A 16886-nucleotide genomic window follows, 5' to 3' on the forward strand; every position below is an offset into this window, starting at 1 on the left:
ATCCATTTACCCATTTTTTATTATTGATCCTTAAAGGAGTGCGGCACATGTCAAAAGGGCATTCGCTACAAGACCCTTACTTGAATACCTTGCGTAAAGAGAAGGTTGGGGTTTCCATCTATCTGGTCAACGGTATCAAACTGCAAGGCACGATCGAGTCCTTCGACCAGTTCGTGATCCTGCTGAAGAACACCGTCAGCCAGATGGTCTACAAGCACGCTATCTCGACAGTGGTGCCGGTTCGTCCAATTCGTCTGCCTAGCGCAACCGAAAACGAACAGGGTGACGCTGAGCCGGGTAACGCCTGATAGGAGTCTCCTTTGTTCTTTGAGCGCCACGGTGGTGGTGAACGGACCATTCTCGTTCACTTGGAAGGTCAGGACCCTGAGGCGCGCGAAGATCCGCAGGAGTTTCAGGAGTTGGCAGCATCGGCAGGCGCCGAGACCGTCGCGTTTTTCAACGTGCCGCGTCATCGGCCAACCGCCAAGTATCTGATTGGCACTGGCAAGGTCGAGGAACTTCGCGACCTGGTCAAGGCCGAACAGATCGATATCGTGATTTTCAATCACGTCCTCACGCCCAGCCAGGAACGTAACCTCGAACGTGTCTTCGAGTGTCGCGTACTGGATCGCACGGGCCTGATTCTCGATATTTTTGCCCAGCGCGCCCGCACCCATGAAGGCAAGCTCCAGGTCGAACTGGCCCAGCTTGAGCACATGAGTACGCGGTTGGTCCGCGGCTGGACTCACCTTGAGCGCCAGGGCGGCGGTATCGGCATGCGCGGCCCGGGTGAAACCCAGCTGGAAACCGACCGGCGACTGTTGCGGGTGCGCCTGCGGCAGATCAAGGGGCGGCTGGAGAAAGTCCGCAGCCAACGCGAACAGTCTCGCCGTGGGCGCAAGCGCGCCGATATCCCGACCGTGTCGCTGGTGGGCTACACCAACGCCGGCAAGTCGACGCTGTTCAATGCGGTCACCGAGTCCGAGGTGTATGCGGCGGACCAGTTGTTCGCCACCCTCGACCCGACCCTGCGCCGTCTCGATCTCAACGACCTCGGCCCGATCGTGCTGGCCGACACCGTGGGTTTTATCCGGCACCTGCCGCACAAGCTGGTCGAGGCTTTCCGGGCTACGCTCGAAGAGTCGAGCAACTCCGACCTGCTGCTGCACGTGATCGACGCCGCGGAGCCGGACCGGATGCTGCAGATCGAGCAGGTCATGGTGGTACTGGGCGAGATCGGAGCCCAGGATCTGCCGATCCTGGAGGTCTACAACAAACTCGATTTGCTCGAGGGCGTCGAACCGCAAATCCAGCGTGATGAAGACGGCAAGCCGCAGCGGGTCTGGCTCAGCGCCCGGGACGGGCAGGGCCTGGAACTGCTCGAACAGGCGATTGCCGAGTTGCTGGGCAACGATTTGTTCGTCGGCACCTTGCGCTTGCCGCAGCGTTTTGCTCGACTGCGTGCACAGTTCTTCGAGATGGGCGCAGTGCAGAAGGAAGAACACGACGAAGAAGGCAGTTGTCTGCTGTCCGTCCGTTTGCCCAGGGCCGAGCTCAATCGAGTGGTCTCGCGCGAAGGGATGAAGCCGCCGGAATTCATCGAACAACACACTTTGCAATAAAAGCCTGGGAAAGCGGTTGTGCCGCGTTGACAGGCATTCTGTAGCATTGGTCGGCGCGCCGCGGGCGCGTCTTTGCTTTATCAGATGGAGAGCGCTATGGCTTGGAATGAGCCGGGTGGCAACTCGAACAATCAGGACCCTTGGGGTGGCAAGCGCCGTAACAACGGCGACCGCAAGGGGCCGCCGGATCTCGACGAAGCCTTCCGCAAGCTGCAGGAGAGCCTGAACGGGTTGTTCGGTGGCGGTAAGAAACGCGGTGATGATGGCGGTTCGGGCGGTGGCAAGGGCGGCGGTTTCGGTCTGCTCGGCATCGGCCTTGTCGTGCTCGCGGCCATGTGGCTGTACAGCGCGGTCTACGTCGTCGATGAACAGGAGCAGGCCGTGGTGCTGCGCTTCGGCAAGTACTACGAAACCGTAGGGCCGGGCCTGAACATCTATTTCCCGCCGATCGACAAGAAGTTCCTGGAGAACGTCACGCGTGAGCGGGCGTACACCAAGCAGGGCCAGATGCTGACCGAAGACGAGAACATCGTCGAAGTGCCGCTGACCGTGCAGTACAAGATCAGCAACCTGCAGGACTTCGTGCTGAACGTCGACCAGCCGGAAATCAGTCTGCAACAGGCCACTGACAGTGCCCTGCGCCACGTGGTGGGTTCCACCGCGATGGACCAGGTGCTGACCGAAGGTCGCGTACAGATGGCCAGTGAGATCAAGGAGCGCCTGCAACGGTTCCTCGACACTTATCGCACCGGTATCACCGTGACCCAGGTGAACGTCCAGAGCGCTGCGGCGCCCCGTGAAGTTCAGGAAGCCTTTGATGACGTGATCCGTGCTCGCGAAGACGAACAGCGCTCGCGCAACCAGGCCGAAGGTTATGCCAATGGCGTGGTGCCGGAAGCCCGTGGTCAGGCCCAGCGTATCCTTGAGGATGCCAATGGTTACCGCGACGAAGTGGTGTCCCGCGCCAAGGGTGAGGCCGACCGCTTCACCAAGCTGGTGGCCGAGTACCGCAAGGCACCGGAAGTCACCCGTGAGCGTCTGTACCTGGACACCATGCAGGAAGTCTTCAGCAACACCAGCAAGGTACTCGTGACCGGCAACAAGAACGGCCAGAGCAACCTGCTTTACCTGCCACTGGACAAGATGATCCAGAGCGGTTCGGGCGGCAGTTCGCCGGCCAAGGGCGTGGGGCCGATGGCCAGTGGCAACACTGATGTCACCCCGCACATCACCGAGCCGCAACCCACACGTACCCGGGAGAGCCGCTGATGAGCAATAAATCACTGATCGCCCTGATCCTCGGGGTCATAGTGGCGGTGGCTGCCTGGAACTGCTTCTACATCGTGTTGCAGACCGAGCGGGCTGTCCTGCTGCAATTCGGTCGTGTGGTCGAGGCCGATGTCCAGCCGGGCCTGCATGTGAAGATTCCTTACATCAACCAGGTGCGCAAGTTCGACGCCCGTCTGATGACTCTGGATGCACCGACACAGCGTTTCCTGACCCTGGAAAAGAAAGCGGTGATGGTCGACGCCTACGCCAAGTGGCGGGTCAAGGACGCCGAGCGCTTCTATACCGCGACCTCGGGTCTGAAGCAGATTGCCGACGAGCGTCTGTCCCGTCGTCTGGAGTCGGGCCTGCGTGACCAGTTCGGTAAGCGCACCCTGCACGAAGTGGTGTCCGGTGAGCGCGATGCGCTGATGGCTGACATTACTGCTTCGCTGAACGCCATGGCCGCCAAGGAGCTGGGTATCGAAGTCGTCGATGTCCGGGTCAAGGCCATCGATCTGCCGAAGGAAGTCAACCGCAGCGTCTTCGAGCGCATGAGCACCGAGCGTGAGCGCGAGGCCCGTGAGCACCGCGCCAAGGGTAACGAATTGGCCGAAGGCATCCGTGCCGACGCCGATCGCCAGCGCCGTGTGTTGTTGGCCGAAGCTTATCGCCAGTCGGAAGAAGCCCGTGGTGATGGTGACGCCCAGGCCGCCGCGATCTATTCCAAGGCCTACGGCCAGGACCAGGAGTTCTACGCGTTCTACCGTAGCCTGCGCGCCTACCGTGAAAGCTTTGCGGACAAGAGCGACGTACTGGTACTGGACCCGAGCAGCGACTTCTTCCGTTACCTGGAAAAAGCCAAGCCCTGATCCAGAACGCATCGTGTTCCCCCTCCGCCCGGCAGCTAAAACGCCGGGCGGGGTGATCCTTTCGGAAAACGGGTGTATGATGCGGCAGCCGGGAAATTCCCGGCTTTTTTGCGTCTGCATGCTTCATTAGCTGAAGCAGGTTGGCAGACAACGGGTTGATCGACCCGACAGGTTTTTCGAGGAAAGTGGTAGACGAAGCCGGTTTCAGGCTGTTCGTCGCGTCGTTCTTGCGCGCGCGTTAACCATTTTCTGCTTCACTCAAGGCTCGCCTGTGGGCTTGCCGCCCGGATCATTAGGGGAAAGGCGTAATGGCAACGGTAGATCGCTGGCTTCTGCCAGATGGCATCGAAGAAGTACTGCCGCCTGAAGCGGCGCGCATCGAAGTGGCGCGGCGTCAGGTGTTGGACCTGTTCCAGAGCTGGGGCTATGAGTTCGTTGTCACCCCGCATATCGAGTATCTGGAATCCTTGTTGACCGGCGCCGGCCAGGACCTGGACCTGCGCACCTTCAAGGTGATCGACCCGCAGTCGGGTCGGCAGATGGGTTTCCGGGCGGATATCACGCCGCAGGTGGCGCGTATCGACGCCCACACCCTGCGTCGCGAAGGCCCGAGCCGCCTGTGCTACGCCGGCAGCGTGCTGCATGCGCAGCCGCGGGCTTTGTCCTCGTCACGCAGCCCGATCCAGTTGGGCGCCGAGTTGTACGGCGATGCCAGTCCGAGCAGCGACGTCGAGGTCATCAGCCTGATGCTGGCGATGCTGCAACTGGCCGATGTGCCGGATGTGCACATGGACCTCGGCCACGTCGGTATCTACCGTGGCTTGGCCCGCGCCGCCGGCTTGTCCGGTGAGGTGGAGCAACAGTTGTTCGATGCCCTGCAGCGCAAGGCGATCGATGAAGTGATCCAGTTGACCGAAGGTCTGCCGGCCGATCTGGCGGCCATGCTGCGGGCGCTGGTGGATTTGTGTGGTGGTCGCGAAGTCCTGGCAGCGGCGCGGGTGCGCCTGGCCGGTGCACCGGCACAGGTGACGGCGGCGCTGGACGACCTGCTGGCGATTGCCGAGCGGCTGTCCGCGCGTTTCCCGCAGTTGCCGCTGTATTTCGACCTGGGCGAGCTGCGCGGTTACCACTACCACACCGGTGTGGTGTTCGCGGTGTTCGTCCCGGGTGTCGGCCAGGCCATCGCCCAGGGCGGTCGCTACGACGACATCGGCGCGGACTTCGGGCGTGCGCGTCCGGCGACGGGCTTTTCCACCGATTTGAAAACCCTGGTGACCCTGGGGCGTGCCGAGATCGAGTTACCGTCTGGCGGTATCTGGATGCCTGACAGCACGGATGCGGCACTCTGGCAGTTGGTTTGCCAGTTGCGCGGTGAGGGTCAGCGTGTGGTCCAGGGCTTGCCCGGACAACCATTGGCCGCCGCCCGCGAAGCGGACTGCGACCGGCAATTGATTCAGCAGAACGGGCTTTGGCAAGTATTGCCGCTGGCTTCTTGAGTTTTCCCGCCGGCGGCTGCCGGCACCAAGTTTGCGCGAATGAGGACAAGTGTTATGGGTAAGAATGTCGTAGTCCTGGGCACCCAGTGGGGTGATGAGGGCAAAGGCAAGATCGTTGATCTGCTGACCGAACATGCTGCCGCCGTGGTGCGCTATCAAGGCGGCCACAACGCTGGCCACACCCTGGTGATCGACGGTGAGAAAACCGTCCTGCACCTGATCCCGTCGGGTGTCCTGCGCGAAGGCGTGCAGTGCCTGATCGGTAACGGCGTTGTGGTTGCACCGGATGCCCTGCTGCGGGAAATCACCAAGCTGGAAGAGAAAGGCGTACCGGTGCGCGAGCGCCTGCGTATCAGCCCGTCCTGCCCGCTGATCCTGTCCTTCCACGTCGCGCTGGACCAGGCCCGTGAAAAGGCGCGTGGCGAGCTGAAGATCGGTACGACCGGTCGCGGCATCGGCCCGGCCTACGAAGACAAGGTTGCGCGTCGTGGCCTGCGTGTTGGCGATCTGCTCAACATGCCGCGCTTCTCGGACAAGCTGCGTGAGCTGGTGGAATACCACAACTTCATGCTGGTCGGTTACTACAAAGAGCCGGCCATCGACTACGACAAGACTCTGGCCGAGTGCAAGGAATACGCTGAGCTGCTCAAGCCGCTGATGTTGGACGTGACGGCCGAGCTGCACGACCTGCGTCGCGCTGGCAAAGACATCATGTTCGAAGGCGCCCAAGGTTCGTTGCTCGACATCGATCACGGCACCTACCCGTACGTGACCAGCTCCAACACCACCGCTGGCGGCGTTGCCACCGGCTCGGGTGTCGGCCCTATGTTCCTGGACTACATTCTGGGCATCACCAAGGCTTACACCACCCGTGTAGGTTCGGGTCCATTCCCGACTGAGCTGTTCGACGAAGTCGGCGCGCACCTGGCCAAGCAAGGTCACGAGTTCGGCGCGACCACTGGCCGTGCTCGTCGTTGTGGCTGGTTCGACGCGGTCATCCTGCGTCGCGCTATCGATGTGAACAGCATCTCGGGCATCTGCCTGACCAAGCTGGACGTACTCGACGGTCTGGAAGCCATCAACATCTGTGTCGGCTACAAAGATGCAGAGGGTAAGGACGTTGCCCCGACTGACGCTGACAGCTACCTGGGCCTGCAGCCTGTGTACGAAGAAGTGCCGGGCTGGACCGAATCGACCGTGGGTGCCAAAACCCTGGAGGAGCTGCCAGCTAACGCCCGTGCCTACATCAAACGTGTTGAAGAGCTGATTGGCGCGCCGATCGACATTATTTCGACAGGTCCGGATCGCAACGAAACCATCGTTCTGCGTCACCCGTTCGCCTGATAAGCGATTGATGTAGATCACAAAGGGCCCCTTTTGGGGTCCTTTGTCGTTTCTGCCTGTTGTTCGGCACGGGCCTTGCTGGGATTATCCTCTAAAAAGGGTGCCATCAAATTAATGGCGCCAAAGTCGAGGAATCTCCAGTGTCGGCCGTTCTCTCACTGTTACAAAGCCGTTTACTGCGGCCTGTGTTCGTTACCCTGGGTATCGCTCTTTTGGTGCAGGTGCTGGTGGCGGTTGCTCTGACCCGAAGCACAGTCACTGCGCTGGAGGCTGATCTGGGCACTCGTCTGGGGATCGACAGCCAGAAGCTGTCCGGCGAGCTGGAGCAGGCTGGCAAGGAAGTGACGTCGAGTCTCGACAATCTTTCGGTCAGCACGCGCCAGCGCCTGACCAGCGGCTTGTCCTCGCGCTTGAAGGATGAGCAGGCCCAGTTGCGTACGGCGTTGGAGAAGGATCTACGGGATTCGGCCAACGACATGGCGCAGTTGCTCGCCTCCGTGGCCCCGCGGGCCATGTGGGACAACGACGTCCCCACCCTTTCCGAATTCGCCCGACGTGCCCAGCGCAATCCGAACGTACTGTTCGTGGTCTATGACGATGCCACCGGCGAGCACCTGACCCGCTACCTGAACCGGGAAAACCCGATCAACCAGGCCCTTTTGGCCAAGGGCGAGGGTGAGCGGGCCTTGGACAAGGTGCTCAACGCGGCGAAGAATGATCCTTCGGTCTATTACCTCGAGGCTTCGATCAGCCCCAACGGCGTGGAAATCGGCAAGGTGCGCATGGGCGTTTCCACGGCCTCGGTCGAGACGGACCTGAAGGCGCTGGACCAGCGTTTCAGTACCTTGATCGCCAGCAGCGACAAGCTGGTGGGCGACAGCCTGCAAGGGGCTGCTGCGGATAGTTCCAAGGCGATGCAGGCCCGCTTGCAGTCGGCACAGGCCACGGCTTCGCAAATGCAGGTCAATACCACGGCAACGGTGCAGGACGCCGCGCAAACCTTGCGCTGGCGGATCGGCATGGGCCTGGCCCTGGTCGGTCTCGGCGTCTTGCTGTTGCTGGCGGTGGTGCTGGGGCGGCGGGTGGTCAACAAACTGCATTTGCTGATCGCTGCGTTGAATGACCTGGCGGCCGGGGAGGGTGATCTGACCAAGCGTGTCCAGCTCAGCAGCAATGACGAGATCGGCGACATGGCGTCGGCGGTGAACCGCTTTGTCGACAAGCTGCAGCCCATCGTGCGTGAGGCGGGTGATGTGGCCCAGCGTACGGGGGTGGAAATCGGCCAGATGACCTTGCGCAACGCCGGGGCCGATGCTGCCGCCGGATTGCAGCGTGACGAAGTGGCGCAGAGCTTGCGCGAGCTGTCGAAGATGGCGGATGACGCCCAGGCCGAGAGCCATGCGATGCAGGCGGCGTTGAAGCAGGTGGTGGATATTCGCCAGGCGACCAATGAAAACACTCGGACCTCGACCCAGGTCGGCAATCTGATTGAGGCGTTGGCCGGGCAGGTGGATACCGGTGCCAAGGTGATCGAGCGGTTGGCGCAGCAGAGTGAACAGATTGAAGTGGTGCTGACGGTGATTCACGGGATTGCCGAGCAGACCAACCTGCTGGCCCTGAACGCGGCCATCGAGGCGGCGCGGGCGGGTGAAACCGGTCGCGGGTTTGCCGTGGTGGCGGATGAGGTGCGGGCGTTGGCGAGCAAGACGCAAAGCTCCACCGGCGATATCCAGGCGCATATCGGTGCCTTGCAGCAGGGTGCGCGGGAGGCCGTGGCGGCCATTGGTCAGGCAGGGCGCCAGGCCAGTGAAGGATTGGCGGTGTTGCGCAGCAGTGTGAAGCTGCAGCAGAGCGTGCAGTCGTCGGTGGAGCAGGTGCACGCGGCGATTGGTCTGGCGACCCAGGCGGCGGCGCACCAGGCCGAGGGCGCGCATGCGGTGCGTGGGCGGGTCGAGGTGATCCATGCCCAGGCCGAGCGCGCGGCGCAGGCGGTGGTGGAGACCACGGCCAGCGGCAAGGTGCTGGACAGTCTGGCGGGGCAGCTCAAGGCGAGTCTGGGGCAGTTCCGGGCCTGACTGTTTGCTGGAGGAGGGCCTGTCTGCGGTGGCGGTGCTAGCCCTTGTGCCGGTGAAGTCGAACGCGGTTTTGTGGTGAGCGGGCTTGCCCGCGCTGGGGTGCGAAGCGCCCCCAAAACCTCTGAACTCGGTGCATCAGGCAGATTGAGTTGATCGGTTTTACGGCTGCTTCGCAGCCGAGCGCGGGCAAGCCCGCTCGCCACAGAAGTGTCGAGTGCCCAAGAAATTGCGGGGAACAGAAATGCAAAAAACCCGCTTTCGCGGGTTCTTGGTAAATTCCAGATAAACTCTGAAATTTGAATTGGTGCCCAGAAGAAGACTCGAACTTCCACGACCTTGCGGTCACCAGCACCTGAAGCTGGCGTGTCTACCAATTTCACCATCTGGGCAGCATCAGCAGCGTTGTGCGCCGTTGATGGACCGCACTATACGGAGCGGCTTTTGATCTGTAAACCCCTGTTTTTGCTTTTAATTAAATCTCGGGTGCGAGTTTGCCGTTCGTCATGCTTCCGTGAGGGGCGGGCGCACCGAGTTCAGGAAATGGCAGGGGCAGAAACGCAAAAACCCGCTTTCGCGGGTTTTTGTGAGATTCCAGAGTGTTACTCTGAAATTTGAATTGGTGCCCAGAAGAAGACTCGAACTTCCACGACCTTGCGGTCACCAGCACCTGAAGCTGGCGTGTCTACCAATTTCACCATCTGGGCAGTATCGTCAACGTCTCCGTCGTCGATGGCGCGCACTATACGGACGCGCCTTTTAACTGTAAACCCCTGTCATGAAAAAAACCAAGAAAAACGCTTCAATGTGCTTCAGGCGGCATTTTTCACGCTGACAAATGGGTTTTAAGGCGGCCTGTGTGCCTGAAATTTCCCGTTTCAATACGCGTATGCCAAACTAACCCGCATATAGACAAGGTGAAATTTATCTAATGGCCGATTGGCAGTCCCTCGATCCCGAGGCCGCTCGTGAAGCGGAAAAATACGAAAACCCCATTCCTAGCCGCGAGCTTATCCTGGCGCACCTGTCCGAGCGTGGATCGCCGGCCAGTCGCGAGGAGCTGGTGGATGAGTTCGGTCTGACCACTGAAGATCAGATCGAGGCTCTGCGCCGTCGCCTTCGTGCCATGGAGCGCGATGCGCAACTGATTTACACCCGCCGCGGTACCTACGCGCCGGTGGACAAGCTCGACCTGATCCTGGGCCGCATCGCCGGTCACCGCGACGGCTTCGGTTTCCTGATCCCGGACGACGGCAGCGACGACCTGTTCATGAGCCCGGCGCAAATGCGCCTGGTGTTCGATGGCGACCGTGCCCTGGCGCGGGTCTCCGGCCTCGATCGCCGTGGGCGTCGTGAAGGCGTGATCGTCGAAGTCGTGTCCCGTGCCCATGAGAGCATCGTCGGGCGTTACTTCGAAGAAGGCGGCATCGGCTTTGTCGTGGCGGATAACCCGAAGATCCAGCAGGAAGTGCTGGTGACCCCGGGCCGCAATGCCGACGCCCGTGTCGGTCAGTTCGTCGAGGTGAAAATCACCCACTGGCCGACGCCGCGCTTCCAGCCCCAGGGCGATGTGATCGAAGTGGTGGGCAACTACATGGCGCCCGGCATGGAAATCGATGTCGCGCTGCGCACCTACGACATTCCCCACGTCTGGCCCGAGGCCGTGCTCAAGGAAGCTGCCAAGCTCAAGCCGGAAGTCGAGGAGAAGGACAAAGAGAAGCGCATCGACCTGCGCCATCTGCCGTTCGTCACCATTGACGGCGAAGACGCTCGCGACTTCGACGATGCGGTCTACTGCGAAGCCAAGCCGGGCAAGCTGCGCCTGTTCTCCGGCGGCTGGAAGTTGTACGTGGCGATTGCCGACGTTTCCAGCTACGTGAAGATCGGTTCGGCGCTGGACGCCGAATCCCAGGTGCGCGGTAACTCGGTGTACTTCCCCGAGCGCGTCGTACCGATGCTGCCTGAGCAATTGTCCAACGGCCTGTGCTCGCTGAACCCGCACGTCGACCGTTTGGCGATGGTCTGCGAGATGACCATCAACAAAAGCGGGCAGATGACCGACTACGTGTTCTACGAAGCGGTGATCCACTCCCATGCCCGCCTGACCTACAACAAGGTCAGCGCGATCCTGGAGCAGCCGAAGACCACCGAAGCGAAGAAGCTGCGTGGCGAGTATTCGGAAGTGGTTCCGGATCTCAAGCAGCTCTACGCCCTGTACAAGGTCCTGCTGGCGGCCCGTCATACCCGTGGCGCCATCGACTTCGAAACCCAGGAAACGCGGATCATCTTCGGTTCCGAGCGCAAGATCGCGGAAATCCGTCCGACCACCCGCAACGACGCCCACAAGCTGATCGAGGAATGCATGCTGGCGGCCAACGTGGCCACCGCCGAGTTCCTCAAGAAGCACGAGATTCCTGCTCTGTACCGGGTGCATGACGGTCCGCCGCCGGAGCGCCTGGAAAAACTCCGCGCCTTCCTCGGTGAACTGGGCCTGTCCCTGCACAAGGGCAAGGACGGTCCGTCGCCGAAGGACTACCAGGCCTTGCTGGCCAGTATCCAGAGCCGCCCGGATTTCCACCTGATCCAGACCGTGATGCTGCGCTCCCTGAGCCAGGCGGTGTACAGCGCCGATAACCAGGGCCACTTCGGCCTGAATTACGAGGCCTACACCCACTTCACGTCGCCGATCCGCCGTTACCCGGACCTGCTGACGCATCGCGCGATCCGCAGCGTCATCCACTCCAAGCAAGACACGCCGCACGTACGTCGTGCCGGCGCGATGACCATTCCGAAAGCGCGGATCTATCCGTACGACGAAGCGGCGCTGGAGCAGTTGGGCGAGCAGTGCTCGATGAGCGAGCGACGTGCCGACGAGGCCACCCGCGACGTGGTGAACTGGCTCAAGTGCGAGTTCATGAAAGATCGTGTGGGCGAGTCGTTCCCGGGTGTGGTCACCGCCGTGACCGGTTTTGGCCTGTTCGTCGAACTGACCGATATCTACGTCGAAGGCCTGGTGCATGTCACCGCCTTGCCGGGTGATTACTACCATTTCGATCCGGTCCATCACCGTCTGGCGGGCGAGCGCACCGGTCGCAGCTTCCGTCTGGGCGACACGGTGGAAGTGAAGGTCATGCGCGTCGACCTCGACGAACGCAAGATCGACTTCGAAATGGCCGAGAAAACCCTCAGCGCACCGATCGGTCGCAAGAAGCGTGGGGCTGAAACCTCCGCTCCAGCGCCTGTCGAAAAAGCGCCGGAGCCGGCCAAGGCCGGGCGCCGTGGTGCGGTGGCGAAGAAGTCGGACGAGGCTTATCGCCCAAGCGACGCGGCGGCCAAAAACGCCGAAGTGCGCAAGAGTCGCGAAATGAAGCAGGCGTTGTTGGCCGAAGCCAAGAACGGCGGTAAAGGCAAGACCGAGGGAAAGCCCGCTCGCGGGGCGCCGTCGGAAAAGCCGAGCAAGCATCGTAAAGGCCCGCCAAAAGCGGGCGCTGGTCCCGCGAAAAGCGGCGGGGCGCGTAAACCCAAGGGCAAGTCATGAGTCAGTTGGAAAAAATCTACGGCGTACATGCCGTAGAGGCGTTGTTGCGTCATCACCCGAAACGCGTCAAGCAGATCTGGCTGGCTGAAGGCCGCAGTGATCCGCGGGTCCAGGTGTTGTTGGGCCTGGCTGCGGAGAACCGCGTGTCGGTCGGTCAGGCCGAACGTCGCGAGATGGATGCGTGGGTCGAGGGCGTGCACCAGGGCGTGGTCGCGGACGTGAGTCCGAGCCAGGTCTGGGGTGAGGCGATGCTCGACGAACTGCTCGATCGCACTGAAGGCGCACCGTTGATCCTGGTGCTCGACGGCGTGACCGACCCGCACAACCTCGGCGCTTGCCTGCGTACTGCCGATGCGGCGGGTGCGTTGGCGGTGGTGGTGCCCAAGGACAAGTCGGCGACTTTGACGCCGGCCGTGCGCAAGGTGGCCTGCGGCGCGGCGGAAGTGATTCCGCTGGTGGCCGTGACCAACCTCGCGCGGACCCTGGAAAAGCTCCAGCAGCGCGGCCTTTGGGTCGTCGGTACGGCGGGCGAGGCGGAGCAGGAGTTGTACCAGCAGGACCTGACCGGCCCGACCATCCTGATCATGGGTGCCGAGGGCAAGGGCATGCGTCGCCTGACCCGCGAGCATTGCGACTACCTGGTGCGCCTGCCGATGGCCGGTAGCGTCAGCAGTCTCAACGTCTCCGTGGCGACCGGCGTGTGCCTGTTCGAAGCGCTGCGTCAGCGTAGCGTCAAGGCTGCCAGCAAGAAGGCCTGACCGCTTGCACCCCCTGTAGGAGCCGGCTTGCCGGCGATGAACGATAACGCGGTGTCCCTGAAATACCGCGGCGTCTGCATCGCCAGCAAGCCGGCTCCCACGGAATTGGCCATTCGTTGCGCACCGGGCTGCTCAAATAATCACCAATTGTCTTGCACCCCTCTCGCCCCTTCTCTACAATTGCGCCCCTTGCCTTGATGGCTGGCGCATCTGTGCCTACTCCAGGCAAGACACACAAGTGTCATTCACTCCTTGTCTGACCGTTTTTGAGCGGCAGGCTACAACCCGTAAGGAGCATTCATGCGTCATTACGAAATCATCTTTTTGGTCCACCCGGATCAAAGCGAACAAGTCGGCGGCATGGTAGAGCGTTACACCAAGCTGATCGAAGAAGACGGCGGCAAAATCCACCGTCTGGAAGATTGGGGCCGTCGTCAACTGGCCTATGCAATCAACAATGTTCACAAGGCTCACTACGTGATGCTGAACGTTGAATGCACTGGCAAGGCCCTGGCCGAGCTGGAAGACAACTTCCGCTACAACGATGCTGTGATCCGTAACCTGGTCATCCGTCGCGACGAAGCCGTTACCGGCCAGTCCGAGATGCTCAAGGCTGAAGAAAACCGCAGTGAGCGCCGTGAGCGTCGCGACCGTCCTGAGCACTCCGACGCCGATGGCGTTGATGGTGATGACAGCGACGCCAGCGATAACGCTGACGAGTAATCCACGGACCTTTTGAGGAGCCAATTACATGGCACGTTTCTTCCGTCGTCGTAAATTCTGCCGCTTCACCGCTGAAGACGTGAAAGAGATCGATTACAAAGATCTCAACACCCTGAAAGCCTACGTATCCGAAACCGGCAAAATCGTTCCAAGCCGTATCACCGGTACCAAAGCTCGTTATCAGCGTCAGCTGGCCACCGCTATCAAGCGCGCCCGCTTCCTGGCCCTGCTGGCCTACACCGACAGCCACGGCCGCTGAGACCGGGCAGTCGACACGCAGTAAAGGATTGAATGCATGCGCGCCTTAGCTGGATTCATCATGCGCGGACGTATGCAGGCCATGCTCGTCGTGGCCGGATCTGCGGCATTGCCGCTGTTGTTCTGGTTGAGTGCCGCCGCCGGGTGCCTTGTGCTCCTGCGGCGCGGTTCGGACGCCCTTGGCGTCATTGGTCTGGGTGTGTTGTCGGTGCTGCTGTTCTGGCACTTCAACATCCAGAAAGATCCCACGGCCCTTTTGGTGCTGCTCGGGTCTTGCAGCCTGGCGCTGGTTTTACGCGCTGGCTACTCCTGGAACCGCGTGCTGCTGGTCAGCATGGCTGTAGGGTTGGTATGTGCAGTGAGCCTGGGGACGATTTTCAGTCCCTTCATCGAAGGGTTGGCGCAGACGTTTGAACAAGTCGTGCCGCTGGCTCTGGGTGAGGTCTACCACAAGTTGTCGGTAGATCAGCGAGCGTTCCTCGCGTCACTGGCCGTGCCCCTCTTGATCACCTCGACGGCGATCTCGCTGCAGGTCTTTAGTGTGATGTGCCTGATTCTTGGGCGCTATTGGCAAGCGTTGTTGTACAACCCTGGTGGTTTCGGGCGCGAGTTTCGCGCCATCCGAATCCCCAAGAAAGTGGCGCTGTCGCTGCTGGCCGTCATGTTTGTCTCGCCGTTCATCGGCCTGCATGCATTGATTCTGTTGCCGCTGTGCAGTGTTCCGCTGGTCTTCGCCGGCCTGGCCCTGATTCACGGGCTGGTGGCGCAGAAGAAGCTGGCCAGTTTCTGGCTGGTGGGGTTGTACGTCACGCTCGTGCCATTCATGCACTTGCTCGGTCCGTTGCTCATGGTATTGGCCATTGTCGACAGCCTGATTGATTTTCGCGGACGCCTGGCGTCGAAAGATGCCGATAACGGTTCCGCGAACGGTGAAGGTTAAAAGTTAAGAGGATTTCCACATGCAACTGATCCTTCTGGAAAAAATCGCCAACCTGGGCAACCTGGGCGATAAGGTAAACGTTAAGGCCGGTTACGGTCGTAACTACCTGCTGCCATTCGGCAAAGCCACCGCTGCGACCGCTGCCAACCTGGCTGCGTTCGAAGAGCGTCGTGCTGAGCTGGAAAAAGCCGCAGCAGACAAGAAAACTTCGGCTGAATCGCGCGCCGCCCAACTGGCTGAGCTGGAAGTGACCATCACTGCCACCGCCGGTGACGAAGGCAAGCTGTTCGGTTCGATCGGCACCCACGACATCGCTGATGCCCTGACCGCCTCCGGCGTTGAAGTGGCAAAAAGCGAAGTTCGTCTGCCGAACGGCACCATCCGCAACGTGGGTGAATTCGACGTGGCCGTGCACCTGCACGCCGAAGTCGAAGCAACCGTACGCGTTGTTGTGGTGGCTGCTTAAGCAGTACCCAATCGTCTGGCGACTTGCGCGCCAGACGGTTAACATCGGGCACGACTCTGTTCATTCAGGTCGTGCCCTTTGTTTTTTGGGCAACGTCCTTTTGCAAACCCCCTGATTCCAAGTGGCCATGAACGATATCTCCGCTCCCGAGCAATACGACCTGCAAACCGCCGCGCTGAAAGTGCCGCCGCATTCCATCGAGGCCGAACAGGCCGTGCTCGGTGGTCTGATGCTGGACAACAACGCCTGGGAGCGCGTGCTCGATCAAGTCTCGGACGGCGATTTCTATCGACATGACCACCGCCTGATCTTCCGCGCCATCGCCAAGCTGGCCGATCAGAACATGCCGATCGACGTGGTCACCCTGTCCGAGCAGTTGGACAAGGAAGGGCAGACCTCCCAGGTCGGCGGCCTGGGTTATCTGACGGAGCTGGCGAAGAACATTCCGTCGGTGGCCAACATCAAGGCCTACGCCGCGATCGTGCGCGAGCGGGCGACCTTGCGCCAACTGATCGGCATCAGCACCGAAATCGCCGACACCGCGTTCAACCCGCAAGGGCGCAGCGCCTCGGAGATTCTCGATGAGGCCGAGCGGCAGATTTTCCAGATCGCCGAAGCGCGGCCCAAGACCGGCGGTCCGGTCAGCGTCAACGACTTGCTGACCAAGGCCATCGACCGGATCGATACGCTGTTCAACACCGACAACGCCATCACCGGACTGTCCACCGGCTACACCGACCTCGACGAGAAGACCAGCGGCCTGCAGCCGTCCGACCTGATCATCGTCGCCGGCCGTCCGTCGATGGGCAAGACCACCTTCGCCATGAACCTGGTGGAGAACGCGGTGCTGCGCAGCGACAAGGTGGTGCTGGTGTACTCCCTCGAGATGCCAGGCGAATCGCTGATCATGCGTATGCTGTCCTCCCTCGGCCGGATCGACCAGACCAAGGTCCGTGCCGGTCGCCTGGAAGACGACGACTGGCCACGGCTGACCTCGGCGGTCAACCTGCTCAACGACCGCAAGCTGTTTATCGACGATACGGCCGGTATCAGCCCGTCGGAAATGCGTGCGCGGACCCGACGCCTGGTACGCGAGCACGGCGATATCGGCCTGATCATGATCGACTACCTGCAACTGATGCAGATCCCCGGCTCCAGCGGCGATAACCGGACCAACGAGATTTCCGAGATTTCCCGGTCCCTCAAGGCCCTGGCCAAGGAATTCAACTGCCCGGTGGTGGCCCTGTCCCAGCTCAACCGCTCCCTGGAACAACGCCCGAACAAGCGCCCGGTGAACTCCGACTTGCGGGAATCGGGAGCGATCGAGCAGGACGCCGACGTGATCATGTTCGTGTACCGCGATGAGGTCTATCACCCGGAAACCGAACACAAGGGCATTGCCGAAATCATCATCGGCAAGCAGCGGAACGGCCCGATCGGTTTTATCCGCCTGGCCTTTATCGGCAAGTACACGCGCTTCGAGAACCTGGCGCCGGGCAGCTACAACTTCGACGATGACGAGTAAGGGCCT

The 16886-nt window shown here is 61.2% G+C and carries 14 protein-coding genes and 2 tRNA genes; 14 read left to right on the forward strand and 2 right to left on the reverse strand.

Going from position 1 to position 16886, the window contains the following annotated elements; all coding sequences use genetic code 11:
• Positions 1 to 47: 47 nt before the first annotated feature.
• The 7 genes from hfq to HX866_RS29165 all read left to right on the forward strand — a co-directional run bounded on the left by hfq (position 48) and on the right by HX866_RS29165 (position 8675).
• The gene (gene hfq / locus HX866_RS29135) at positions 48 to 308 is read left to right on the forward strand and encodes an RNA chaperone Hfq (RefSeq protein ID WP_177090512.1); all 261 of its coding nucleotides are present in this window, start codon (positions 48 to 50) and stop codon (positions 306 to 308) included.
• Positions 309 to 320: 12 nt separating this feature from the next.
• Positions 321 to 1622: a ribosome rescue GTPase HflX gene (hflX, locus tag HX866_RS29140; RefSeq protein WP_177090510.1), complete on the forward strand. Its 1302-nt coding sequence runs from the start codon at positions 321 to 323 to the stop codon at positions 1620 to 1622.
• A gap of 96 nt (positions 1623 to 1718) precedes the next feature.
• Entirely contained in the window at positions 1719 to 2891 is a 1173-nt protein-coding gene (hflK, locus tag HX866_RS29145; RefSeq protein ID WP_177090508.1) for an FtsH protease activity modulator HflK, read from the forward strand.
• Positions 2891 to 3760, forward strand: a complete 870-nt coding sequence (gene hflC / locus HX866_RS29150; protein WP_177090506.1) for a protease modulator HflC — start codon at positions 2891 to 2893, stop codon at positions 3758 to 3760. Before hflK ends, hflC begins: the two co-directional genes overlap by 1 nt.
• 308 nt (positions 3761 to 4068) lie before the next feature.
• A complete protein-coding gene (locus HX866_RS29155) occupies positions 4069 to 5256 on the forward strand; it encodes an ATP phosphoribosyltransferase regulatory subunit (protein ID WP_177140944.1) in 1188 nt (395 codons plus the stop codon).
• A 54-nt stretch (positions 5257 to 5310) separates the two neighbouring features.
• Positions 5311 to 6600, forward strand: coding sequence for an adenylosuccinate synthase (locus HX866_RS29160; protein ID WP_177140945.1), 1290 nt, complete (start codon positions 5311 to 5313; stop codon positions 6598 to 6600).
• 140 nt (positions 6601 to 6740) lie between these two features.
• The gene (locus HX866_RS29165) at positions 6741 to 8675 is read left to right on the forward strand and encodes a methyl-accepting chemotaxis protein (RefSeq protein WP_177140946.1); all 1935 of its coding nucleotides are present in this window, start codon (positions 6741 to 6743) and stop codon (positions 8673 to 8675) included.
• Between the two features lie 302 nt (positions 8676 to 8977).
• Here HX866_RS29165 and HX866_RS29170 read toward each other — a convergent pair.
• Positions 8978 to 9064 (reverse strand) — tRNA-Leu (locus HX866_RS29170).
• A 228-nt stretch (positions 9065 to 9292) separates the two neighbouring features.
• Positions 9293 to 9379, reverse strand: a tRNA-Leu gene (locus HX866_RS29175).
• 224 nt (positions 9380 to 9603) lie between these two features.
• Between HX866_RS29175 and rnr the strand changes: the two genes are divergently transcribed.
• From rnr to dnaB, 7 genes are all read left to right on the forward strand, one after another.
• Positions 9604 to 12210, forward strand: coding sequence for a ribonuclease R (gene rnr / locus HX866_RS29180; RefSeq protein ID WP_177090498.1), 2607 nt, complete (start codon positions 9604 to 9606; stop codon positions 12208 to 12210).
• Positions 12207 to 12968 (forward strand): 23S rRNA (guanosine(2251)-2'-O)-methyltransferase RlmB, encoded by a 762-nt coding sequence (gene rlmB, locus HX866_RS29185; RefSeq protein WP_177090496.1) that lies wholly within the window; start codon positions 12207 to 12209, stop codon positions 12966 to 12968. The genes rnr and rlmB overlap by 4 nt, the downstream gene beginning before the upstream one ends.
• A gap of 300 nt (positions 12969 to 13268) precedes the next feature.
• On the forward strand, positions 13269 to 13691 hold the full coding sequence (gene rpsF, locus HX866_RS29190; protein ID WP_177090494.1) for a 30S ribosomal protein S6: 423 nt from the start codon (positions 13269 to 13271) through the stop codon (positions 13689 to 13691).
• Between the two features lie 28 nt (positions 13692 to 13719).
• Positions 13720 to 13950, forward strand: coding sequence for a 30S ribosomal protein S18 (rpsR, locus tag HX866_RS29195; protein WP_002551829.1), 231 nt, complete (start codon positions 13720 to 13722; stop codon positions 13948 to 13950).
• A gap of 36 nt (positions 13951 to 13986) precedes the next feature.
• The gene (locus HX866_RS29200; protein ID WP_177090492.1) at positions 13987 to 14889 is read left to right on the forward strand and encodes a hypothetical protein; all 903 of its coding nucleotides are present in this window, start codon (positions 13987 to 13989) and stop codon (positions 14887 to 14889) included.
• 19 nt (positions 14890 to 14908) lie between these two features.
• A complete protein-coding gene (rplI, locus tag HX866_RS29205; protein WP_121136197.1) occupies positions 14909 to 15355 on the forward strand; it encodes a 50S ribosomal protein L9 in 447 nt (148 codons plus the stop codon).
• A gap of 127 nt (positions 15356 to 15482) precedes the next feature.
• Positions 15483 to 16880 (forward strand): replicative DNA helicase, encoded by a 1398-nt coding sequence (gene dnaB / locus HX866_RS29210; protein ID WP_177090490.1) that lies wholly within the window; start codon positions 15483 to 15485, stop codon positions 16878 to 16880.
• Positions 16881 to 16886: the final 6 nt, after the last annotated feature.

This window comes from Pseudomonas gingeri, from assembly GCF_013386165.1.
Lineage (GTDB): Bacteria > Pseudomonadota > Gammaproteobacteria > Pseudomonadales > Pseudomonadaceae > Aquipseudomonas > Aquipseudomonas gingeri_C.